The sequence below is a fragment of the Aeromicrobium phragmitis genome (genome assembly GCF_003674095.1).
GTDB lineage: Bacteria > Actinomycetota > Actinomycetes > Propionibacteriales > Nocardioidaceae > Aeromicrobium > Aeromicrobium phragmitis.
The window spans coordinates 227,269-250,355 of sequence record NZ_RDBF01000003.1; the positions used below are offsets into that span (position 1 = coordinate 227,269).

General features: G+C 65.6%; 19 protein-coding genes. 13 read left to right on the forward strand and 6 right to left on the reverse strand.

Features of this window, described 5'->3' with window-relative positions; genetic code table 11:
* Positions 1–71: 71 nt before the first annotated feature.
* The 5 genes from D9V41_RS05820 (at position 72) to D9V41_RS05840 (ending at position 5,399) form a co-directional block, all read left to right on the forward strand.
* On the forward strand, positions 72–935 hold the full coding sequence (locus D9V41_RS05820) for an ABC transporter permease (protein ID WP_121793594.1): 864 nt from the start codon (positions 72–74) through the stop codon (positions 933–935).
* Positions 936–942: 7 nt separating this feature from the next.
* Positions 943–1,710, forward strand: a complete 768-nt coding sequence (locus D9V41_RS05825) for an ABC transporter ATP-binding protein (RefSeq protein WP_166375932.1) — start codon at positions 943–945, stop codon at positions 1,708–1,710.
* A gap of 79 nt (positions 1,711–1,789) precedes the next feature.
* The gene (locus D9V41_RS05830; protein WP_121793595.1) at positions 1,790–3,409 is read left to right on the forward strand and encodes an ArnT family glycosyltransferase; all 1,620 of its coding nucleotides are present in this window, start codon (positions 1,790–1,792) and stop codon (positions 3,407–3,409) included.
* A 63-nt stretch (positions 3,410–3,472) separates the two neighbouring features.
* Positions 3,473–4,462 (forward strand): glycosyltransferase, encoded by a 990-nt coding sequence (locus D9V41_RS05835; protein WP_121793596.1) that lies wholly within the window; start codon positions 3,473–3,475, stop codon positions 4,460–4,462.
* Positions 4,452–5,399, forward strand: a complete 948-nt coding sequence (locus tag D9V41_RS05840) for an NAD-dependent epimerase/dehydratase family protein (protein WP_166375933.1) — start codon at positions 4,452–4,454, stop codon at positions 5,397–5,399. Before D9V41_RS05835 ends, D9V41_RS05840 begins: the two co-directional genes overlap by 11 nt.
* Here D9V41_RS05840 and D9V41_RS05845 read toward each other — a convergent pair.
* The 4 genes from D9V41_RS05845 to D9V41_RS05860 form a co-directional block, all read right to left on the reverse strand.
* Entirely contained in the window at positions 5,325–5,834 is a 510-nt protein-coding gene (locus D9V41_RS05845; RefSeq protein ID WP_121793598.1) for a GtrA family protein, read from the reverse strand. The genes D9V41_RS05840 and D9V41_RS05845 overlap by 75 nt on opposite strands.
* A gap of 75 nt (positions 5,835–5,909) precedes the next feature.
* Positions 5,910–6,794: a lysylphosphatidylglycerol synthase domain-containing protein gene (locus D9V41_RS05850; RefSeq protein ID WP_208006758.1), complete on the reverse strand. Its 885-nt coding sequence runs from the start codon at positions 6,792–6,794 to the stop codon at positions 5,910–5,912.
* Between the two features lie 38 nt (positions 6,795–6,832).
* Entirely contained in the window at positions 6,833–7,930 is a 1,098-nt protein-coding gene (locus tag D9V41_RS05855) for a glycosyltransferase (RefSeq protein ID WP_208006759.1), read from the reverse strand.
* Entirely contained in the window at positions 7,927–8,982 is a 1,056-nt protein-coding gene (locus tag D9V41_RS05860) for a glycosyltransferase family 2 protein (protein ID WP_121793600.1), read from the reverse strand. Before D9V41_RS05860 ends, D9V41_RS05855 begins: the two co-directional genes overlap by 4 nt.
* Positions 8,983–9,144: 162 nt before the next feature.
* Between D9V41_RS05860 and D9V41_RS05865 the strand changes: the two genes are divergently transcribed.
* The gene (locus D9V41_RS05865) at positions 9,145–10,995 is read left to right on the forward strand and encodes a hypothetical protein (protein ID WP_133434121.1); all 1,851 of its coding nucleotides are present in this window, start codon (positions 9,145–9,147) and stop codon (positions 10,993–10,995) included.
* Between the two features lie 76 nt (positions 10,996–11,071).
* Complete coding sequence (gene glf / locus D9V41_RS05870) at positions 11,072–12,241, forward strand: UDP-galactopyranose mutase (protein ID WP_121793602.1); 1,170 nt, start codon at positions 11,072–11,074, stop codon at positions 12,239–12,241.
* A 64-nt stretch (positions 12,242–12,305) separates the two neighbouring features.
* Here glf and D9V41_RS05875 read toward each other — a convergent pair whose 3' ends face one another.
* Both D9V41_RS05875 and D9V41_RS05880 read right to left on the reverse strand, forming a co-directional pair.
* Positions 12,306–14,120, reverse strand: a complete 1,815-nt coding sequence (locus D9V41_RS05875; protein WP_121793603.1) for a glycosyltransferase — start codon at positions 14,118–14,120, stop codon at positions 12,306–12,308.
* Positions 14,121–14,203: 83 nt separating this feature from the next.
* Positions 14,204–15,175: a glycosyltransferase gene (locus D9V41_RS05880; protein WP_121793604.1), complete on the reverse strand. Its 972-nt coding sequence runs from the start codon at positions 15,173–15,175 to the stop codon at positions 14,204–14,206.
* 74 nt (positions 15,176–15,249) lie between these two features.
* Between D9V41_RS05880 and D9V41_RS05885 the strand changes: the two genes are divergently transcribed.
* The 6 genes from D9V41_RS05885 to D9V41_RS05910 are packed head-to-tail and all read left to right on the forward strand — an operon-like array spanning position 15,250 to position 23,072.
* Positions 15,250–16,608 (forward strand): TrkH family potassium uptake protein, encoded by a 1,359-nt coding sequence (locus tag D9V41_RS05885; protein WP_243697164.1) that lies wholly within the window; start codon positions 15,250–15,252, stop codon positions 16,606–16,608.
* Complete coding sequence (locus D9V41_RS05890; protein ID WP_243697165.1) at positions 16,601–17,275, forward strand: potassium channel family protein; 675 nt, start codon at positions 16,601–16,603, stop codon at positions 17,273–17,275. The genes D9V41_RS05885 and D9V41_RS05890 overlap by 8 nt, the downstream gene beginning before the upstream one ends.
* A 54-nt stretch (positions 17,276–17,329) precedes the next feature.
* Positions 17,330–19,018 (forward strand): sodium:solute symporter family protein, encoded by a 1,689-nt coding sequence (locus tag D9V41_RS05895; RefSeq protein WP_121793606.1) that lies wholly within the window; start codon positions 17,330–17,332, stop codon positions 19,016–19,018.
* Between the two features lie 9 nt (positions 19,019–19,027).
* Positions 19,028–19,270 (forward strand): hypothetical protein, encoded by a 243-nt coding sequence (locus tag D9V41_RS05900; protein ID WP_121793607.1) that lies wholly within the window; start codon positions 19,028–19,030, stop codon positions 19,268–19,270.
* A gap of 55 nt (positions 19,271–19,325) precedes the next feature.
* Complete coding sequence (leuS, locus tag D9V41_RS05905) at positions 19,326–22,178, forward strand: leucine--tRNA ligase (RefSeq protein ID WP_243697166.1); 2,853 nt, start codon at positions 19,326–19,328, stop codon at positions 22,176–22,178.
* Positions 22,179–22,229: 51 nt separating this feature from the next.
* Entirely contained in the window at positions 22,230–23,072 is an 843-nt protein-coding gene (locus tag D9V41_RS05910) for a DegV family protein (protein WP_121793609.1), read from the forward strand.
* The last annotated feature ends 15 nt before the right edge of the window (positions 23,073–23,087 follow it).

Sequence of the window (23,087 nt, forward strand, 5' to 3'; positions counted from 1 at the left end):
TGTGATACTGGGTAGTATTCCCCAGGCGCATTTCGGGTGCCTTGCCTGACACAGAAAGCCATCGAGACCACGTGACGACCTCCGTAGACCTGACCGAGTATCGGCAGCCCGGCCGCGGCCGGGGACTGCTGGACGTCTTCAGTTGGCGCTACCTGCTGCGGCTGCTGGTACGGCAGGGCACGCAGACCCGCTACCGCAACTCCGTCCTCGGCTGGACGTGGTCCTATGTGAAGCCGGCGGCCCAGTTCCTCGTCTTCTACATCGTGATGGGTGTGTTCCTGCAGTTCCATCGCGACATCGAGAACTTCGCGGTCTACCTGTTCGCGGGCATTGTGGTCGTCAACTTCTTCAACGAGGCGTTCGGCAATGCGACCCGGTCCATCGTGGACAACGGCGCGCTCGTCAAGAAGATCTACCTGCCTCGCGAGTTGTTTCCCATCGCCGCGATCCTTGTGGCCTTCATCCATTTCCTGCCGCAGGCGGCAATCCTGCTCGTCGTGTGCATCCTGCTCGGCTGGGTCCCTAGTTTTGCGGGCATCGGCGCGACGTTGCTGGCGATCGCCATCGTTGCGGCCATCGCCCTCGGCTTGGGTCTGTTCTTCGGAGCCCTCAACGTGGCGTATCGCGACGCACAGAACTTCGTCGAGCTGATCCAGCTGTTCTCGACGTGGTCGGTTCCCGTGCTTTACACGTGGCAGATGCCGGAGGCGCAGCTTCCCGAGTGGCTCTTCACGGTGTATATGTCCAATCCGCTCGTCGTGGCTGTGGAGCTGTTCCACGAGGCCATGTGGCGCCCCACGACGTCGTCCGCCTTCCCGCCCCCGGAGGACATGCTGCTGCACGGCGGCGTGGCGATCGCGATCTGCATCGCCGCGCTAACGCTTGGCCAGACCGTTTTCCGTCGTTTCGAGCGTCGCTTCGCGCAGGAGCTCTGATCGCGCCGTGACCCATGAAGCTGCCTCGACGGACCAGTCCCTGACACCTGCGCGTAAGCCAAGCATCATCGTCGAGGGCGTCCGCAAGACCTTCCTGCTGCGCCGATCGCACTCCTTCAAGGAGGCGGTGATCGGTTGGATCCGCGGAAAAGACGTGTGGTCCAAGAAGTTCCAAGCCATCGATGACGTCAGTTTCGTGATCGACGAGGGCGAGTCGGTCGCGATCCTCGGCTACAACGGGTCCGGCAAGTCCACGATGCTCAAGATGATCTCCGGAGTGCTCGAACCCGACGCGGGCCGTGTGCTGGTCCGTGGCCGTCTAGCCGGGCTCATCGAGGTCGGCGCCGGCTTCCACCCGGATCTCTCCGGACGCGAGAACGTCTATCTGAACGCGGCGATCCTCGGGATGAAGAAGCACGAGATCGACGCGCGGTTCGATGACATCGTCGAGTTCAGCGGTATCGAGCCGTTCATCGACCAGGAGGTCAAGCACTACTCCTCGGGGATGTTCATGCGGCTCGCCTTCTCCGTTGCGATCCACGCCGAACTCGACATCCTGCTCGTTGACGAGATCCTCTCGGTCGGGGACGCCCCCTTCCGTGCGAAGTGCCAGGAGAAGATCCACTCCCTGGCCCAGGAGGGCAAGACGATGGTGATCGTCAGTCACGACCTGGACATGGTGCGGGACCTGTGCGAGCGAGGCATCGTCATCCGCGAAGGACACCAGATCTTCGACGGACCCATCGAAGAAGCTTTGGAGAAGCTCGCGAGTTAGGCGTCTCGGCCGTTGATGTGTCGGCGGTCTCCTTCGGTCGGGTATCGTGTAGTCGTTTGTTCCCGACGAAGCGAGCGCCGTGAGTAGGACAGCCCGGATCGGCTTGCGTAGCCGTAGCGCTGAGCATCGTTTTCTGATTGTCCTGCTCGTTCTGGCCGCTGGTGTTCGCCTGGCGGCGGTGCCTTGGGGATTTCCCCTCTTGCTCCACCCAGACGAGTGGGCCGTCGTTGATAGCGCCGTCGAGATGGCGCGCCGAAACTCCTTCGAGCCGCAGCTGTTTCTCCGGCCCGATCACCTCGAGATCAAGCTCAGTTACGTCGCTTTCGCGTTCTACGCCTCTTTCGTGGTGGGTGCTCCTATCGAGGTGGCGTTTGATGCGGACCCTCTTCCGTTCTACGCGATGTCGCGACTCGTCACGGTGCTTTTCGGAGTGAGCGCGGTGGCGCTCGGCTATGTCGTCGGACGAATGTTCTCGCCAGCCACCGCCAAACTGGCGGCGATCTTCATCGCGTTCTTTCCGCCGCTGGTGACGAACTCGGTCTACGCAACGCCCGACGTACCGCTGGCTTTCGTGCTGCTCGCCGTGACCTACGCATGTATGCGTTACCTTTCCACTCCAGGCTGGAAGCCCGCCGCATGGGCAGGCGCACTTGTCGGAGTGGGCATCACGATCAAGTACCCTGCTGCGCTCGCCGGTTTGGCTGTCGCCTTGGTGATCGCGTGGAATGCGGTCCAGCAACGAGGCGTTCGGGACTTCCTCCGGGATGCAGCGGCGAGTTTCAGCGCGATGGTGCTTGCGGTGCTGGTCATCTCGCCCGTGCTGGTGACCAACTTCACCGGCGTTCGAGAGGCGTTAGAGCGAGAGTCCCGATCGACACATCTTGGAGCTGATCAACTTGGGTTCTGGGGAAATCTCCTGTTCTACGGAGAGAGCTTTGCGAGGTCGGCCGGCATCTTGCTCTCGGTCGGGGCAATCGCGGGCGTGGTTCTGCTTGTCCGGCGGAGATTGAGTATCGGCCTGCCGATCTCGCTTGGCCTGATCTTCGTCATCGCGATGAGCGCTCTACCGTTGCACTGGGAGCGCTGGGGCATACCTGCGTGGCCCATGGTGCTCGTGGTCGCGGCCGTTGCCTTTGCCGCCTTCGTGGAGTCACGGAATCAGCGACTACGCCGATGCGGTGTGGCAGTGGTCGCGGTGAGCGTGACGTTTCTCGTCCTTAGCTCGATCCAACAGGTGCTGATGTTGCGATCGGTCGATACCCGCCTAGAGTCGCAGGAGTGGGCGACGCGCAACGGTCTGACTCCCACCAATACCGTGTTCGAAGGGTACTCGCCGTTCCGTCCGGGGAGTCCGGCGACGTTATTCTCGCACTTCGAGGTCCGCGACGACGGCACGCTGGTCCCTCTTCGGCCTGAAGCGACACAGTATGTCGTTCTGAGCAGTGCAATGTACGGCAGATTCGAAGCGGAACCGGAACGATACAAGGAGCAGGTGAACTTCTACGATAAGGTCGCCGCTCAGTACCAGCGGATCGCCACCTTCGAGTCGACTCATGACCTCCGCTCTACGGACCTCCTCGAGCTTTCGATTCCGACGGTCGCGTTCGACCTGGCAAGGTGGGTAGCTTCAGCTGAGCGGGAGAAGGTGGGCCCGACTATCGAGATATACAAAGTGCCGCACGAAGATCAGCTCGAGTGAAGGTGTGAAAGTGAAGCCAAGCGCGGACCGCTCGACATCGTTCGTGGTCACGAAGGAGTATGCATGACCAGCACAAGGTCATCGACGATCACTGTGTCGGTGGTGATTCCGGTGTACGCAGGGCGAAAGACGCTCCCGATGCTGGTCGAGGAGCTCGCGGAGCTGAGATCTTCTTCGACCCCTAACGGTCGTCGATTCGAGATCACCGAGGTCATACTCGTCTGGGACCATGGTCCGGACGAAAGTGACCAGACAATTCGCGAGCTCGCCGATCGGCATGAGTGGGTCCGACCACTTTGGCTCTCTCGAAACTTCGGGCAGCATCCCGCCACGATTGCAGGCATGGCTGCCACTGGTAGTGACTGGATCGTCACAATGGACGAGGACGGCCAGCACGATCCGGCGAAGATCGCTGACCTCATCGACGCAGCGTTCACAGATCGAGCGAGCCTGGTGTACGCGGCCCCCAGCAATCCGCCGCCGCATTCATGGTTCCGAAATATGGCTTCGCGTCTTGTCAAGAACGTGGCCGCCCGAGCATTGACCGGCGGAAGCATCTCGCATTTCCACTCGTTTCGGCTCATCGCGGGGGACGCCGGGCGAGCGATCGCAGCGTACGCGGGTCCACAGACGTTCCTCGACGTCGCGTTGTCATGGGTCTCTCCGACGAGCGTGACCGCGCCAGTAGCGATGCGTGCTGAAGGTCGTGAAGCCTCCAACTACAATTTGAGGAGACTTCTTTCACACTTCTGGCGACTCGTCATCTCTAGCGGAAACCGTCCGCTGCGCCTCGTTTCCGGCTTCGGTGCCCTTTGCGCGATACTGGGAGTTTTTTACGCTCTGATCGTCGTTGTCCAGTACTTTGCCGGCGACATTCCGGTAGCTGGCTGGACCACGGTGACCGTCGCCACGTTGGTTCTTGGAGGCGTCATGTTGACGGCGTTAGGCGTCATCGCCGAATATGTCGGACTTGCGGCAAACGCCGCGATCGGCCGACCGCTGTACGTCGTCCTCGAGGACCCCAAGCAGCGATTTCTGCGCGATGGCCTCTGACAGCAAAGCGACGACGTGGGTCATCGGGGCCAGTGGGCTGTTAGGAAGGGCCGTCGTCCGAAGCGTGGACGGGTCGCGACTGTTTGCTTCCCGGCCTGTGCGGTGGGATTCAGATCAGGCCATCGAAGATCTAGCACGGAACCTCGATGAGTTCGCGCGCGAGGCCACGGGGGGCTGGCGAATCATATGGGCAGCAGGCACTGGCGTGATCGGATCAGGAGCTTCCCATTTCGAGCAGGACGAGACCACCCTGAAGCAGTTTCTGTCTTGTCTCGCGGAAGCCCGGTTGCCCGAGAACGGCGGGTACTTCCATGCTTCGTCTGCTTCGGTTTACGCCGGTGAGGCTGTAAGAGCTCCCTTCTCCGAATCATCACGTGTCGCGCCGACGAGCGATTACGCTTACTCCAAGCTGCGCCAGGAACAGCTCGTCGCTCAGCTGCTCGGCGGTCGCGTACGAACCGTCATCGGGAGAATCTCAACGCTGTACGGCCCTGGACAGAATCTTTCGAAATCGCAAGGGATCATCGCGAAAATGTGCCTCAACGCCGTGTTGCGTCGCCCGGCCCAGATCTACGTTCCCCTCGATACGCTCCGCGACTACCTGTACGTCGACGATGCGGCCGCGGCGATCTCGGCGACCTTGCAGACGGTGACACGCTCCACTTCCGACCCTCTGCTCATGCGTGTCATCGCCGACGGGAGAGCTTGCTCCATCGGCTATCTCAGCCGGATTGTCGACAAGGTCTCGGGCCGGCGCGGGGGGATCGAGTACCAACCGACCTTCAATGCGTCACACGCTCGGGATCTAAGGATGCGAAGTGAGTATCCAGCTGACGTGGTCGCCTGGCGGAGGACGCCCCTTTCAGTCGGAGTGGCTCGTACCTACGCCGATATCCTCCAGCGCTTCACGCGGGGCGAGTTCGCCGCCCTCGCCTGATTGCGTACTGCGGCCGAAGGAAAGGTATCGATGCCCGAAGTAACTGATGAGCGTCGTCAGCACCAATGCTGCTGCTTGCGCTGCGGGAACCCATAACTCGAAAAGCTCGACCAGCCCGGTGAGCATCACGGCGTTAATGCCTACCGAAATGCAGTTCACCATGACGAACACAGCAAAATCTCGGACGACGGATCCTGAGACCTGAAAAACGAACACGCGGTACAACCAGAACGCGAGAGCTATTGATATGGCGTAGGAGCTGCCGAGGCTCAGGAGATAGCCGAGGCGTTCTGAGCGGTAGATGAAAGTGTCGAAGGCGACGAAAAGAGCGTAACCCACGAAAGTGTTCGTGGCGCCGACGGCGAGGAACCTCGATCGATGATCGCCGACGACGAGCCGAAGATGGCGACGGAAGCCGAGGAGGGTCACTCGCACTTGACCACCATACTGCTGGTTACCAACCGGCTGGCGTCACTGTCCGAGAGCGCCGACCGGAAGCAACGATCCGGGTCAGTTGGGATGGCGGCTGCGGCCACTGGCAAGGCCGGCGGCCGCGAAGGCGAAATCTGTGAGTGTCAGCAGGAACCGGCTGAGTAGGACGAGTGCCAGAACTTGTCCCGTTGACATTCCCGCGCCCGCAAGGCTGGCGCCGAGGACCGCTTCGCGAACCCCTACACCCGCTGGTGAGATCACCACGAGGAAACCTGCCACCCACGCGAGCGCGTATGCCGCAGTACCCAGAGCCCAGGTACGAAGGGATGATGACATACCCAGATTCACCGCCAGGAACGACACGTGCGCGCCGGCGACAAGCCATGCGAGGACGGCCCAGACTATGGCGCGTCCGAGCCCTGGGACTGTCAAGGGCTGCTGGAGTCTGGGACGGCGGGTGACCTGCAGGACTACGCCGATGAGGCGGTTCATCACCGGTGGGAGGAGCATGAGCATGAGCAAGGGGGTGGCAATGAGAAGCCACTCCCAACGCTGGAGCGCGTCCGCCGGTGACAGCACGAAGGCGACCGCGCCCAGCGCGAGACCTGTCATGAGTGAGACGAGGACGCTCACAGCCATGGCGCCGACGGAGCGGCGTCGGGGAATTTCGTGGTCGGCACCCATTTCGGCCGCCGCGAGGAAGTTCCAGATGCCACCGGGAATGTACTTGCCGATCTGGCTCAGTCCGAAAAGCCGCACGGCCGCCTTGAGAGGCAGCGGCGAGCCGAAGTCGGTCAGGACTGCTCGCCACGACATCATGGTGCACCAGATGTAAAGCACGCCCGCGATGAACGACGCGATCACCGCCGGCCCGTGCAGTTCTCGAAGGGCCTCGGCGAGTTCGCCCCGATTCTCCATGACCGCATAGGTGCCGAGGAAGACGGCGACGATGAGGAACGCCACTTTGACGGCGGGGGATCGCAGGGCGGACAGCACGGCGCTCATGCGACGAGGGACTTCAACGCGGACTCCAACGGTTCGACGGCCCTTTCGGCGCTGAACCCGGCGGCGCGTGCGCCGCTCGCAGCGCATGCGCGCGCAAGCGCCTTAGGGTCTGCGGTGAGGGAAAAGAGAGCGTCCGCCAGCGCCTCGGCATCGGCCGGAGGTACGAGAACACCGGCATCTCCAAGCGCCCGTCGTTGAGGCGGGGTGTCGCTGGTGATCACCGCGCACCCGGCGGCCAGGCCCTCGTACACCTTGTTCGGAACGACGCGTCGTGCCTTGTGGGAGTCGCCGAAGATTCCGAGGCATACATCGTGCTCGGCGACGAGGCGGGGAAGATCGGCCGGGTTCACCCAGTCCATCCACGTCACGGTATCGTCGTCGGCCAGGATGCGGCGTGCTTCCGCGTAGTCCTGACCCGTGCCGACCATGGTGACGCGCAGTTCGGGGAGGCGTTCGCGGGCTGATCGAAGCGCTTCGGCGATGATCGGCGCTCCCTGCAACGGCGTGAACAGACCGAAGAACACCACGCTGGGCGAGGTGCCGCCTCGTGATGCGCTGCGACCGGCCGCGTACCACTCGTGCGTGGCGCCCACGGGAACGACGAGCCCACGTGTCCGACGGGGGAGCAGCGCGTGATGTTCCTCGGTGTCGACCACGGCGAGGTCAGAGCAGGCGAGCGCGAGGCGATCGAGCAGCCCGAGCAGGCGGACGCGGAGCCCGCGGGCTCCGCGGTCCTGGGCCGTGTCGGCCGCGAAGATGAGGTGGTCCAGGACGATGGGCGTGCGAGGAAACACCAACCGGGCCAGGACGACGTCGAAGTGACCGAGGTAGCCCACGATCACGACGTCGGGGCGGTGGGATCGAGCAGTGCGCCGTGCCGCGACCGCGAGGGACGTCCAGCGAGCCAGGAGCCGCAGCACGAGCAGCGGCAGTCTCCACGGCTGCTGGAGCATCGTGACGCGCTCGGCCGTCGACAGGCCGAGCGGTCGGTTGGCCTCCTTGACGTCGTGACCGCGCTGACGGAGCCCGTCGAGGATAATCCCGACGCGTGGGTGCTTGGCCCGCTCATAGGTGCCGAAACCGAGGATTCTCAACGCCAGTGCTCGCTGCTAGTCTCCACGGGCGGCGGAACCTGATCGCCCTCGATGCTCCGGGCGAGCGGGGCGTCGGACTCATCCGCCTCGGGTATGGGAGGCAGGAGACGTTCAGGGGAGTACTGGAGCCTCTTGATGCGCTCGAGTGACTCCTCGATCAGGGTGCGGTTGGTCGCCAGAAGGTCAGAGATCACCAGGAGAGCGAACGACAGCAGGGCGCCGACGAGCATGGCGGTCCCGAAGATCAGCGACTGGATGTGTCCCCCGCCTTCGCCCCTGAGAAACAAGTAAAAGAAGCGCAGAAACGGGATCATTGCGGCGACGAAGAACACCGTGGCCAGACTCAGGAAGACCGTGTGCGGCTTGAACATGATGTAACTGCGCATAATCGCCTGGCCCGACTTGGCCATGTGCTGGAAGATGTTCGCAAACAACCGCGATTCCCGAGTTTTCGGGTTCGTCGTGATCGGAACACTCTCGATACGCAGGCGCTTGTTGCCCGCCTGGATGATCGTCTCCATGCAGTAACTGAACTGCGTGATGATGTTGAGTCGGATGAGCGACTCGCGCGTGTAGGCGCGAAAACCGCTCGCGGCGTCGGGAAGTTCGGTGCCGGCCGCTTTGTTCACGACCTGGCTGCCCACCGCCTGCATGAACTTCTTGAACGGCGAGAAGTGCTCAATCGTCTTCGTCTGGCGGTCGCCGATGACGATGTCGGCGCGACCCTCGAGGATCGGCACGACGAGGTCGCCGATGCGCTCCTGCGGATACTGATTGTCCCCGTCGGTGTTGATGACAACATCCGCGCCGTGCTGCAGTGCGTAGTCGACACCGTCCCGGAACGAGCGGGCCAGTCCCATGTTGCGCGTGTGCTGAACGAAATGCCGCACGCCGTGCTCGCGTGCGACCTCGACCGTCCGGTCGGTCGAACCGTCGTCGATGACCAGCACTTCGAGCTCGTCGACCCCGGGGATCGACTCGGGGATGCTCTCCAGAACCGCCGGAAGAGTCGACTCCTCATTGAGGCAGGGGATCTGTACGAAAACGCGCATGTCTTCTTTCGAGTGAGCTCGGGGATCGACGCGTGCTACGCCTCGCACATGGTAACCGAGGTGAAAAGAGCGGAGGTGTCCTTCAACGGCCGACGAGGCCCGACGTCTAGGCTGGGTCCTCGGCACACGCCCAACTGAGGCCCAGGAGGCTACCTCCACATCATGAGATCGCGAGAACGTCACGCCGCTGACACCGAGCCGGAGGTGGCGTCGGACGCACCCGAACACGGGGAGCCGTCCGGCGACGATCGACGCTCCTGGTGGACCTTCTCTGCGATCCTGGCGGTCATTGCCGCAGTGGGGACGCACATCACCGTGGCCTGGAGCGCGCGTTCGCCCTCCTTCCCGTTCGACGAGATTACGTATTTGCAGATGGCCCGGCTCATCGCGGGGGATCCGCCGGCCGGTCCCGTGGATAGCGGCGGCTACTACCCCGGGTGGTCCGTCGTCATCGCCCCCGTGTGGTGGGTGACGCAAGACCCTCTCGCCGTGTACAGAGTCGCAATTGCCATCGCGGTGGTGCTCGCGGTGGCGACCATCTGGCCACTGTCGGCCCTGGTGCGTCGATGCGGGCTCACGCGGCCGCAGGCCGTCACGGTAGCGGCGGTCGTGATGTGCCTCCCGAGCCGTGCGCTGCAGTCCGACTACGTACTCAGCGAGAGTCTGCTAATGCTGGTCGTGGCGGCGTCCGTGCTCGCCGGGATGCGCCTGTGGGAGCGACCGAGTGTGGGCCGTGCGCTTCTGCTCTCGGCTTTGGTCGCACTCGCGTATCTCACCCATGCTCGAGTTCTTCCGTTCGTGCTCGCGGTGGGTATCTGGCTGCTGTTCTTCTTCCGCCGCTCCTGGCTCCCGGCCCTGTGCGGTCTCCTGGCTTTGGTCGGACTCAGCTGGGGTGTCGCGAAACTTGCGACAGCGCTCAACGACCGTCTGGTTGAAGGTGCGTTCACCCAAACCGAGGGATTCAGGCAGAACCTTGAGACGACGACGGCCGGGCTGCTGGCCGTCGCGGGTTCCGGCCAGGTCTGGTATCAACTCGTCGCGTCGTTCGGGGTAGTCGCCGTCGGTGCGGTCGCCATCAGTGTTGGGATGGCGCGGGAACTGAGGTACGGGATGGTCGGCCCGGCGGGATTGGTCCTGGGCGTCGTCCTCGCGATGGTACTGCTGTCAGTCTTGGCCTGGTCCGGCGAGGCCAACCTCTACTTGAACGAGTGGCGGCGCCTCGACGCGTGGCTGTACGGGCGCTACGCGGACCCCTTCACAGCGCTGGTCGTGGCGATCGGCCTCGCCGTGATCGTGCGAGGGGCGTCGTGGAAACTCCTGGTGAGCGGCGCGGTGGGGGCTGCCGCTGTGCTCGCCGTGGTGCTGTTCAAAGTCGCGGCCCTCGCGCCGACGTGGGGCTACATCACACCGGCCCACATTCCCGGTGTGATGCCCTGGTGGTGGCTGTTGCCGGATGAGCCGTTCGCTCCGGGATTGCTGCCCTGGTTCACGAACGAGAACCGGTTTTGGGTCATCGCCTCGCTGTCGGTCGTCGTCGGACTCGTCCTCGCGATGGTCCTGCGGCGTCGCCCGCTCGCGTTCGTCGCGATCTTCGCGGTGGCGGCGGTGACCGCCAGCGTGGCCGCTAATGAGGCCTCCGGTAGCTTCCAAGCAAGCGAGGGCGGACGGCCCGGCATGGTCCAGACGCTGAGGAACGTCGAAAGAGTCGCCGGCGCTCCCGTTGACGAGGTCGACTTCGACCGAGAGTGCCGCGTCCCAGGGAACCTGTCGCCGCAGGCGCAGAATCTCCTTGGCTTCTGGCTGAGCCCCCGCGACTTCGAGGTGGTCTGGCCGTCGAAAGAAGACTTCACCGCCGATCTGGTCGTCTCATGCCAGGAGTGGCCCGATGCCCGTTCTTTGGGGGCCCGGGCGGTGCGCGGCGGCAGAGACTACGGCAGCCAGCTCTGGGTGCTACCGGGAGAGCTGCAAGACCGCCTCGACCGCGCCGGTCTCCTCACTGCCCCGACCAACTGACGAGCGCCGATTTCGGCTCGCTCGCCTACGTTAGACTGACGCGGTTCGTCCCTCGAGAAGACTGGAGTGCGCACTGATGCAAGCTGACCTCGTGGTCGTCGGATCGGGCTTCTACGGCCTGACCATCGCCGATCGCGCCGCCGACGAGCTCGGACTCAAGGTCCTCGTCGTCGAGCGCCGGGAGCACATCGGCGGCAACGCCTACAGCGAGGACGATCCGGACACCGGCATCGAGGTGCATCGCTACGGCGCTCATCTGTTTCACACCTCGAACGAGCAGGTCTGGGAGTATGTCAACCGGTTCACGAGCTTCACGAACTACCAGCACCGCGTCTACACCAATCACCGCGGCGTCGTGTACCCGCTGCCGATCAACCTCGGTACGATCAACCAGTTCTTCGGGGCGGCCTACTCGCCGGCCGAGGCGCGCCAGCTGATCGCCTCGCAGGCGGAGGAGTTCGACACCGCCAGCGCCAGCAACCTCGAGGAGAAGGCGATCTCGCTCATCGGGCGCCCGCTCTACGAGGCGTTCATCCGCGACTACACCGCCAAGCAGTGGCAGACCGATCCCACGGAGCTGCCCGCCGAGATCATCACCCGCCTGCCGGTGCGTTACACCTACGACAATCGCTACTTCAACGACCGTCACGAGGGCCTTCCCGTCGACGGCTACACGGCGTGGCTCGAGCGGATGGCCGACCACCCGAACATCGAGATCCGGCTCGACTCGGACTTCTTCGATCCGTCGCAGCCCGCCAACAAGTCGGCCGTGGTGGGCCAGGTGCCCGTCATCTACACCGGGCCGGTGGACCGCTATTTCGACTACGCCGAGGGCGCGTTGTCGTGGCGGACCCTTGACTTCGAGCGCGAGGTCGTCGACGTCCCCGACTTCCAAGGCACGCCGGTCATGAACTACGCGGATCGCGAGGTGCCGTTCACACGCATCCACGAGTTCCGCCACTTCCACCCCGAGCGCGGCGACCGCTACCCCGACGACAAGACCGTCGTCATGCGGGAGTTCTCGCGCTTCGCCGAGTCCGGCGACGAGCCGTACTACCCGATCAACACCGCGGCGGACCGCGAGGGCCTGCTCAAGTACCGCGAGCTGCAGAAGGGTGAGGACCGCGTGCACTTCGGCGGCCGGCTCGGCACCTACCAGTACCTCGACATGCACATGGCGATCGGTTCGGCACTGTCGGCGTTCCGCAACACGATCGCGCCGATGTTCGGCCGAAGCGACGCCTGACGGAGACCGAAGAAGAGGGCGCACCCATGGCGGGTGCGCCCTCTTCTCAACTGTCAGCGAACGCTCAGTCCCCCTTGAGCAGCGTCTGTCGCCACGTCTCCGGCGAGGTGATGTCGGGCATGGCGGCTCGGTACTCCTGCGCGAGACGGTTCCAGTTCTTCTCCACCTCGTTCAACGCTGCGCGACTGCGCTGGAACTGGGCGCGGAAGAAGTCGCGATCGCGTCGGTAGATCACCGCCGACGTACGCTGCGCGTCGGTCACGACAGCCGACTCGTAACGCGGCATGCGCCACCACGTCGCGTCACGTCGAACGAGTTCCACCTGAGGCTCGGCATCCTGCGGCTCTGAGGGCTTCGACCAGTGCCGCGCGAAGTGGCGCGCCGTGAAGGCGGGCAGCATGGGCCGCCTCGGCGGTGCGTCCACCTCGATGTCGAACGTCAGACGTCCCTCCCGCGAGAACGGGATGTCCTGCGGCGCGTTGTGCACCTGGTTCTCCACGAAGCGGCCGCGCTCGGCGCGCAGCTCGCCGAGGATCGTGCCGATCTCCTCATGCAGGTGCTCAGGCCCGCGCAGCACGTCACGGTAGGCGCGCTCGCGGATGTGCGCCGCGTAGTACTCCATGCACAGCAGGTGCTTGACGTCGATCCGGCCGAGGTTGGAGAAGAGCCGGCCGCCGGCGGGATAGTCCGAGTGCACGAGCGCAGCGATCAGTCGGTTGCGGGCGTGGAAGTACGCCTGCCAGTCGCGGGAGTCGTCCTTATCGATCCACGCCACGTGCCACAGGGCGCTGCCGGGCAGCGAGACCGTCGGGACCCCGATCGCACGAGCCCGAACGGAGTACTCCGCGTCGTCCCACTTGATGAAGACCGGCAGTGACAAGCCGATGCGCTTGATCGCCTCAACCGGGATGAGACACATCCACCAACCGGTGTAATCGGCGTCGTCGCGGCGATGCGTCCACGGCGTGGCGCGCAGGTTGCGCTCGCGGAAGTTATGCCGCGAGTGGGCGGGCGGGCCGGGACGCCACATGAAGTACTTGAGGTCGAGGATCTCGGCCCAGGCGTGCAGGACAGACGGGTTGAGCAGATCGAACATGTGCCCACCGACGATGGTGGGGCGCGTCGTGAACCGGCCGAACTGCACGATGCGGTAGATGGCCTCGGGTTCGATCTCGACGTCGTCATCGAGCAGGAGCGTGAACGCGCTCGTGCCCGCATCGAGAGTCTCGAGCATCGCTCGGGAGAAGCCTCCCGAGCCGCCCAGGTTGGCCTGCTCGATGACCTGCAGCTGCGACGACAATTGTCCGGCCGCTTCGTCGTACCCCGGCTCATCGGCGACCTTGGCCGTGCCTTGGTCGACGAGATAGATGGTGTCGAGCACCGACAGGGCGCTCGGCGCGTCCGCTAGCGCGCGGAGCGTCTCCACGCAGTAGTCGGGCTTGTTGAACGTCGTGATGCCGATCGATGCCTTGCCTTCGGTGCGTGGCGCGGCGTCGGTGGACCAGTTGGCCTCGATGAGCTCCACCGGAGCGTCGGTGTCGGCGGGCAGGAAGTCGAACCAGAACCAGCCACCGGCGCTGCGCCCGCGCAGCGAGAGGTCGACGCGCGTCGTGTGCCGGCCTGCGAGCGTCTCGGTGTGAGCGACGCGTGACTGCGAGCTCGCGTCGGACACGAAGACTTCGAGGGTTCCCTCGCCCTGCGTCTCGACCGTCAAGGTCACCTGCTCGACCGTCGTCCACTGGCTCCAGTAGCCGGCCGGGAAGGCGTTGAAGTACGTGGCATAGGAGATGCGCTTGGGCGCGCCAGTGTGGTCGACGTACAGCGCCGAGAGGTCACGATCGTCGGTCGGTCCCGGAACGACGTGGGCCAGCACAGTCACGAGGCATCAACTTCCTTGCAGATCGAGAGCCGCAACGGAGTGAGCGTACTGGGATGACCCAACGCCCCCGCCGTTGGTGTGCATCAATTCTCGCGCGCGCCGTCGGAGGACGCGAGGGCGGGCATGGGACGCCACGAGCGGTCCCGCCAGATCGCACGCCCGTCCCGCCAGCCCTTGACCAGTACGCCGACACCCGTGAGGCTGCGCTCCACCGCGAGGAGACGGAAGACCTCCTTGGCGAAGGTGAGGGCGGTGCCGAGGGCGAAACCGAGGCGGTTCAGCTGTCCGTGCTCGGCGAAGTACCGGCCGACGTATGCCCGATTGCGCATGACGTGGTACTTGGCCAGGGGGCTCGAGTCGTTGAGATGTCGCAGACCGAGGTTGATCTGGCGCTGTTCGCGCTTGCGCTTGAGCACGAACGCGTCGACGTAGGCGACCTGCGTGTATCGCGAGGCGAGCCACGCGTACACGGCGTCGTCCCAGGAGATGAAGAACCGGGGATCGGGCAGGCCGATCCGTCGCACGATGTCGGCGCGGATGAGCATGCCCTCGAACGTCCCCGAGTTGGTGATGGCGTACCCCTCGGGGTTGAACGCCTTGCTCGTGTAGGGGAGCGGTACCCCGAGGAACTGGTTGAACTTGGCCTGCCAGAAGAACGGCGAACCGTCGACGTCGTACCGGCGGCCGTGCAATACGGCGAACCGCTCCATCCAGGGTGCGAAGCGCTCCACCGCCTCGGGCAGGATCTCGACGTCGTCGTCCATGAGCCAGATCCACTCGGCCCCGTGCTCGAGGGCGACCCGGGTCCCCTCGCTGAACCCGCCGGCACCGCCGGTGTTCACGTCGAGCCGGTGGTTGACGAGGACGCCGTCGCGAAAGCGGTCGCGGAACGACTCGATGATCGCCGGAGTGTCGTCGGTACTCGCGTTGTCGACGACCACCACCCGGTACGGCTGCGCCTCCATCCGGGTCGCGCTGTCGAGCAGTTCGGCGAGGAGGGCCGATCGGTTGAAGGTGACGATGGCGATGGCCAGCCGGTCGGTCGTCGAGGTCACCGCATCAGGGTAGCGGTGCGGTCGAACGCCGCGTCTGATCGCCGTCCTCGCCGGCTCCGCGGTACGGTCGTGCGGTGGTGAGCTCCTCCTGGCGCTGGCGTATTCCGCCCGCTGTCGCGCATCCCGTGCGACTGCTGCCGCTCGTGTTCCTCGCGTTGATCCTCGTGGGCACGCTGCTGTTGCTCCTGCCGTTCGCCCGGGCGGGCGAGACGAATCCGACGTTCATGGACGCCCTCTTCACCGCCACGTCCGCGGTCACGGTGACCGGTCTGACCACCGTCGACACGGGGAGTTACTGGTCGCCCATCGGGCACGTCATCATCTTGATCCTCGTCGAGATCGGCGGCATCGGGATCATCGCGCTCGCGACGGTGCTGGGCTTGTTCATTGGCGGTCGGCTCGGGCTGCGCACGCAGATGCTGGCGCAGGTCGACATGCACGTGGTGAGCCTCGGCGAGGTGCGCCCGCTGTTTCGCCGCGTCACGGTGACCCTGCTCGGCTTCCAGGCGGTGACGGCGATCTTCCTCACCGTCCGCTACCGGATCGCGTATTTCGACTCCCTTCCCGAGGCCCTCTGGAACGGTGTGTTCGACGCCGTCATGGCCTTCAACAACGCCGGCTTCTCCCTCAACTCCGACAGCCTGGGGCGCTATGCGGGGGACGAAGCGGTGCTTCTTCCCGTCTCGGTCGCCGTCTTCATCGGTGCCGTCGGTTTCCCCGTACTCGCCGAGCTCTATCGCGGGTGGCGGCGTCCGAGCCGCTGGACCATCCACACGCGGCTCACGGTCTGGGGCTCACTCTTGCTGTTCGCGATCGGCGCGCTCGCTTTCCTCGCGATCGAGTGGGCCAACCCGGCAACGCTCCAGGACATGCCGCTCGTCGACAAGATCGTGACGGCGATCGAGGGTGGCGTGATGCCGCGTTCGGGCGGTCTGCAGAGTTTCGACTGGAACCTCGTCGAGGCCGAGACGCAGGCCATCGCGGTGGTCATGATGTTCATCGGCGGTGGCAGCGCGAGTACGGCAGGCGGGATCAAGGTCACCACGTTCCTGCTCCTGGCCTTCGTCATCCTCGCGGAGTTGCGGGGCGACCCCGAGGTGCAGATCGGCCGTCGCTCCGTCAGCGGACGCACCGTGCGAACCGCGATCAGTATCGCGCTGCTGGCGGTCATGCTCGTCTACGGCGGAACCATGCTGCTGATGCTCTGGTCCGACGCGTCCCACATCGACGCCTTGTTCGAGGTGACCTCCGCCTTCGGCACCACCGGCCTGTCGACAGGATTGACACCAGAACTCGACACGGCATCCCAGCTGGTGCTCATCGGGTTGATGTTCATCGGCCGAGTGGGCACCATTGCGGCAGCGTCCGCGTTCGTCCTGCGGCGTCGTCAACCCCGGTACCACCTTCCCGAGGAGCAACCGATCATTGGGTAAGAACGACAGTCCCCTCACCGCCCCCGTCCTCGTGGTCGGGCTCGGCCGGTTCGGATCCTCGGTCTCGCGGTCCCTCGAGCGCCTCGGCCATGAGGTCTTGGCCGTCGACGAACGCCCCGACATCGTGCAGAAGTACGCGAGCGACTTCACCCACGTCGTGGCGGCGGACACCACCGACACCGAGGCCCTGCGGCAGATCGGCGCCGACCAGTTCGACCGCGCCGTGGTCGGTATCGGCACGGACATCGAGGCGAGCGTGCTGACCGTGCTCAGCCTCGTCGAGCTCGGCGTCGAGGAGGTGTGGGCCAAGGCCATCAACGCCAAGCACGCCCGCATCCTCGAGCGTGTCGGAGCCACGCATGTGGTCCGGCCCGAGTCGGCGATGGGCGAGCGTGTCGCCCACATGGTGACGGGCGCGATGATCGACTACATCGAGTTCGACGACGGCTTCTCCATCGCCCGCACCCGTGCACCGCGAGTCGCCTTCGACCAGACCCTCGCCGAAGCCGCGTTGCGCAGCAAGTACGGCATCACCGTCGTCGGCGTCAAACGACGCGGCGAGGACTTCACCTACGCGCGTCCGGAGACCCTGGTCAACGCCTCCGACGAGCTCATCGTCTCTGGACCGACTCGCAAGGTGGAGGCCTTCTGCGCCCTGCGGGCGTGACCGCTCGCGCGGCCGCCTTGCGGTTGTGCTGCCACGGGAGTAGCGTCACCGACTGTGATCGCAGCAGACTCGACGTTCCGTCTGGACGCGAACGTCGTCGACTACCTCATCGTGGTGGCGTACTTCGCGGTGGTCCTCGGCATCGGCCTCCTGGCGCGGCGGCAAGTCTCGTCCAGCATCGACTTCTTCCTCTCCGGCCGGTCCCTTCCCGCCTGGGTCACGGGCCTGGCCTTCGTCGCCGCGAACCTGGGTGCCGTCGAGATCATGGGGATGTCGGCCAACGGCGCCCAGTACGGCATGGCGACGGCGCACTACTTCTGGGTGGGTGCCGTGCCGGCGATGTTGTTCCTCGGCGTCGTGATGATGCCGTTCTACTACGGCTCGGGCGTGCGCAGCGTCCCCGAGTTCATGCGCAAGCGGTTCGGTACCGGCGCCCATCTCGTCAACGCGGTGAGCTTCGCCATCGCCCAGTTGCTGATCGCCGGCATCAATCTCTTCCTGCTCGCGACCATCGTCAACCGTCTGCTCGGCTGGCCGCTGTGGGTCTCGCTCGTCGTGGCCGCGATCATCGTGCTCAGTTACACGGCCTTGGGGGGACTGTCGGCGGCGATCTACAACGAGGTGCTGCAGTTCTTCGTCATCGTCGCGGCGCTCGTCCCGCTCACCACGATCGCCTTGCACAAGGTGGGCGGCTGGGACGGCCTCCGCGAGCGCATCCAACCCGGCCCGGAGCAACTCAGCTCGTGGCCCGGCACCGATCTCACGGGCATCGACAATCCGTTCTGGTCGGTCGTCGGCATCGTCTTCGGGCTCGGCTTCGTGCTGTCGTTCGGCTACTGGACGACGAACTTCGTCGAGGTCCAGCGAGCCATGGCGGCCGACTCGATCTCGGCCGCGCGGCGCACTCCGATCATCGGCGCGTTCCCGAAGATGTTCATCCCGTTCGTCGTCATCATCCCCGGCATGATCGCGGCGATCATCGTGCCCGAGCTGGCGGCTCTCAAGGGTGGTGACGCGGTCGAGGGAGTCACGTACAACGACGCGATCCTGCTGCTGATGCGCGACCTGCTGCCCAACGGTATGCTCGGCATCGCGATCGCCGGACTCCTCGCATCGTTCATGGCGGGTATGGCCGCCAACATCTCCGCCTTCAACACCGTCTTCAGCTACGACCTGTGGCAGCAGTATGTGGTCAAGGACCGCGAGGACGACTACTACACGCTGGTCGGGCGTCTCGCGACCGTCGCCGCCACCGTGATCGCGATCGGAACGGCCTTCATCGCCTCGAACTACAGCAACCTCATGGACTACCTCCAGACGTTGTTCGGGTTCTTCAACGCCCCGTTGTTCGCCACCTTCATCCTCGGCATGTTCTGGAAGCGCATGACGCCCACGGCGGGCTGGACCGGTCTGGTCTCCGGCACGCTGGCGGCGGTCGCCGTGGCCGTCCTCAGCCAGGACGCGCTCGGCGGGCTGAGCCTCGGTGTGCTCCCGTTCAGCGGTCAGGGCGCGAGCTTCGCCGCGGCCGGTGCCGCCTTCGTGGTCGATATCGCGGTGAGCGTCGCCGTCACCACCGTCACGGTGCCGAAGCCTGAGAAGCAGCTCGTCGGCCTGGTGTACTCGCTGACGCCGAAGGAGTCGCTGACCGACCCCGACCAGTCGACGATGCCGTGGTACCAGTCACCGACCAAGCTGGCCGGCATCGCGCTGGTCATCGTCGTCATCTTCAACGTGATCTTCTAGGACCCCATCATGAGCGAACCGACCACCAAGAAGACCGCCGGCGCCTTCGACATCCGCTACATCATCGGCGGTCTGCTCGGCTTCTACGGCGTCGTCCTCGTCGTCGTCGGCCTGTTCTTCACGTCCGAGGAGGATCTCGCGAAGGGCGACGGCTTCCACGTGAACCTGTGGACGGGCATCGCCCTGCTCGTGACGGCCGCGATCTTCGGGGCGTGGGCGCGCTGGCGACCCATCATCGTCGAGGACTCATGAGGCCGAAGCTCGTCCTGTCTCCAGGTGGACGCAGCGCGCTGGCTAGCATTGACCGGTGACCACGTCCCCGCAGCACTCCGCGCCCATGACCGAATCCGGCCACCGCTACACCAGCGCGCTCGCCGAGCGGATCGAGTTGCGCTGGCAGGACCGCTGGGAGGCCGAGGGAACGTTCGACGCGCCCAACCCCGTCGGCGACCTCGCCGCGGACGACGCGAGCCCGCGAGTCGACGGCGCCAAATACTTCATCATGGACATGTTCCCGTACCCCTCGGGGGCCGGTCTGCACGTCGGTCACCCGCTGGGATACATCGCGACCGACGTCGTCGGACGCTATCGACGCATGCGAGGCGACAACGTCCTGCACGCCCTCGGGTACGACGCGTTCGGCCTTCCGGCTGAGCTGTACGCGGTGCAGACCGGCCGCCATCCGCGTGAGACGACGCTGGAGAACATCGCCAACATGCGTCGCCAGCTGCGCCGCCTGGGTCTGGGGCACGACCCGCGCCGGTCGTTCGCGACGATCGATCCGGACTTCGTCCGCTGGACGCAGTGGATCTTCCTGCAGATCTTCAACGCCTGGTACGACGAGGATCTCGACCGCGCCCGGCCGATCTCCGAGCTGATCGCCGAGTTCGAGAACGGCGCGCGCGACGTCCCTGGTGGCGCCGTGTGGGCCGACCTCTCGACCAAGGAACGTGCCGATGTCATCGACGGCTACCGCCTGGCCTATCTGAGCGAGGCGCCGGTCAACTGGGCGCCCGGTCTGGGCACGGTGCTGGCCAACGAAGAGGTCACCGCCGACGGCCGCAGCGAGCGCGGCAACTTCCCGGTGTTCCGGCGCAGCCTCAAGCAGTGGCAGATGCGCATCACGGCCTACGCCGATCGGCTGCTGGACGATCTCGACCGCGTGGACTGGCCCGAACCCGTCAAGCTCATGCAGCGCAACTGGATCGGCCGCTCGCACGGAGCGCACGTTCAGTTCGAGGTCCCGGGAATCGATGAGCCGATCGTCGTCTTCACGACCCGTCCCGACACCCTGTTCGGCGCGAGCTACATGGTGCTGGCGCCCGAGCACGACCTCGTCGAGGCGCTGACCACGGAGGTCTGGCCCGAGGGCACGGACGCCCGCTGGACCGGCGGAGCGGCGACACCGGCCGAGGCGATCGCCGACTACCGGACGGCGGCCGCGGCCAAGTCCGACGTCGAGCGTCAGGAGAACAAGGAGAAGACCGGCGTCTTCACCGGTTCGTTCGCGATCAATCCGGTCAACGGGGAGCGCATTCCCGTGTTCGTCGCCGACTACGTCCTGATGGGCTACGGCACCGGAGCGATCATGGCCGTGCCCGGTCACGACGAGCGCGACTTCGAGTTCGCCGAGTCGTTCGGCCTGCCCACCCCGCGCGTCGTGCAGGGCGAAGGCGAGGACACGCTCCCGTTCACCGGTGACGGCGTCGCGGTGAACTCCGCGAACGACGAGGTCAGCCTCGATGGCCTCACCGTCGCCGACGCCAAGTCGCGCATCATCGCCTGGCTGGAGGAGAAGGGCCAGGGTGAGGGCACCACGACCTACCGTCTGCGCGACTGGCTGTTCAGCCGCCAGCGCTACTGGGGTGAGCCCTTCCCGATCGTCTACGACGAAAACGACGTGCCGATCGCGCTGCCCGAGAGCATGCTGCCGGTCGACCTTCCCGACGTTCCCGACTACTCGCCGCGTACCTACGCGCCCGACGACGCCGAAAGCGAGCCGGAGCCGCCGCTGGCGCGCGTGCACGACTGGGTCGAGGTCGAGCTCGACCTCGGCGACGGCCCGAAGACCTATCGGCGCGAGACCAACACGATGCCCAACTGGGCGGGCTCGAGCTGGTACGAACTGCGGTACACCGATCCGCACAACCCCGATCGGCTCACCGACCCGGTCAACGAGGAGTACTGGCTCGGTCCGCGCACGCCGGGTGCGACCGGCGGCGTGGATCTCTATGTCGGCGGCGTGGAGCATGCCGTCCTCCACCTGCTGTACGCCCGGTTCTGGCACAAGGTGCTGCACGACCTGGGACACATCAGCAGCGAGGAGCCGTTCCACCGGCTGTTCAACCAGGGCTACATCCAGGCCTACGCCTACACCGATGCGCGTGGCACGTATGTACCCGCCGATGAGGTGACGGAGGCTGAGGACGGCACGTACTGGTACAACGGCGAACGCGTTGAGCGCGAGTACGGCAAGATGGGCAAGTCGCTCAAGAACGTCGTCACCCCTGACGAGATGTACGAGGCCTACGGCGCCGACACCTTCCGCGTGTACGAGATGAGCATGGGCCCGCTCGACGTGTCCCGGCCGTGGGAGACGCGCGCGGTCGTGGGCTCGCAGCGGTTCTTGCAGCGCGTGTGGCGCCTCGTGGTGGACGAGGAGACCGGAGGCGTCAAGGTCACCGACGACGCGCTGGCGCCGGCGACGTTGGGCGTGCTGCATCGCACCATCGACGGCGTGCGCGGCGACATGGAGGAGTTGCGGTTCAACACCGCGATCGCCAAGCTCATCGAGTTGACGAATCATCTGACCAAGGAATCGGTCACCGGGCGCGCGGCGATCGAGCCGCTCGTGCAGATGCTCGCGCCGTTCGCGCCGCACCTCGCCGAGGAGCTGTGGGAGCGGCTCGGGCACGCGGAGACGATCACCTATACGCCGTATCCGGAGGCCGATCCGCAGTACCTGGTGGCCGCGCAGGTGACCTGCGTCGTGCAGGTGCAGGGCAAGGTCCGCGGCAAGCTCCAGGTGAGCCCGGACGTGTCGGACGACGAGCTGACCGCGCTGGCGCTCGCCGAGCCGAACGTCGTGCGCACGATCGACGGACGCGAGATCCGCAAGGTCATCGTGCGGGCGCCCAAGCTCGTCAACGTCGTCGTCTGACTCCGCCCCGGACACCGCGCCGGCGGGGAGGCGGGTGGATAAGGTGACGCCATGACCGTTGCGATCGTCACGGACTCGACGGCGTCGCTCGATCCCGGCGACGCGCGCCGCGAGAAGATCGCCGTCGTGCCGACGACCGTCGTCGTCGGTTCCCAGGTCTTCACCGAAGGCGTCGACATCTCGGCCGACCGGATCGCCGAGGCGCTCACCGCGAAGGTCAAGGTCAGCACCTCGCGCCCGTCGCCGGAGACGTTCTCGGCGGTCTACGCGGGTCTGGTCGCCGACGGGGCCACTGAGATCGTCTCGGTCCATCTCAGCTCCAAGGTCTCCGGAACGATCGATTCGGCGAGGATCGCGGCCGCGCGCTGCCCCGTGCCGGTCCACTTCGTCGACACCCGCCAGGTCGGCATCGCCACGGGGTTCGCGGCCGCGGCTGCGGCGCGCCTGCGCGATCTGGGCGCGTCGAGCGCGGAGATCGTCGCGGCGGCTCGCGAGGCGGGGGAGCGGTCGACCGTGCTGCTGTACGTCGACACCCTCGAGTACCTGAAGCGGGGTGGCCGGGTGGGGGTCGCCGCATCGGTCATCGGGTCGGCGCTGGCGGTGAAGCCGATCCTCACGGTGCGCAACGGAGAGGTCGTCCCGCTGGAGAAGGTGCGCACGGCGTCCAAAGCGCTCGCCCGGGTCGTGGAACTGGCACGGCAGGCGACGGACCGTTTCCCGGGGGGCTTCGTCGCGGGGGTGCAGCATCTGGCAGCTCGCGAGCGAGCCGAGGACGTCGCGGCCCAGCTCGCCGAGGCCTGGGGATGGGACCGTGTTCCCGTCGACGAGGTCGGCGCCGACATCGGTGCTCACGTCGGGCCGGGGATGATCGCGGTCACGGTGACGGAACGTTGACGGGGCCGGCACGTC

Excerpts from the sequence above, each read along its gene's own strand:
- D9V41_RS05835 (WP_121793596.1), top strand. The coding sequence starts at position 3,473 with ATGACCAGCACAAGGTCATCGACGATCACTGTGTCGGTGGTGATTCCG.
- D9V41_RS05840 (WP_166375933.1), top strand. The coding sequence starts at position 4,452 with ATGGCCTCTGACAGCAAAGCGACGACGTGGGTCATCGGGGCCAGTGGG.
- D9V41_RS05860 (WP_121793600.1), bottom strand. The coding sequence starts at position 8,982 with ATGCGCGTTTTCGTACAGATCCCCTGCCTCAATGAGGAGTCGACTCTT.
- D9V41_RS05865 (WP_133434121.1), top strand. The coding sequence starts at position 9,145 with ATGAGATCGCGAGAACGTCACGCCGCTGACACCGAGCCGGAGGTGGCG.
- glf (WP_121793602.1), top strand. The coding sequence starts at position 11,072 with ATGCAAGCTGACCTCGTGGTCGTCGGATCGGGCTTCTACGGCCTGACC.
- D9V41_RS05900 (WP_121793607.1), top strand. The coding sequence starts at position 19,028 with ATGAGCGAACCGACCACCAAGAAGACCGCCGGCGCCTTCGACATCCGC.
- D9V41_RS05910 (WP_121793609.1), top strand. The coding sequence starts at position 22,230 with ATGACCGTTGCGATCGTCACGGACTCGACGGCGTCGCTCGATCCCGGC.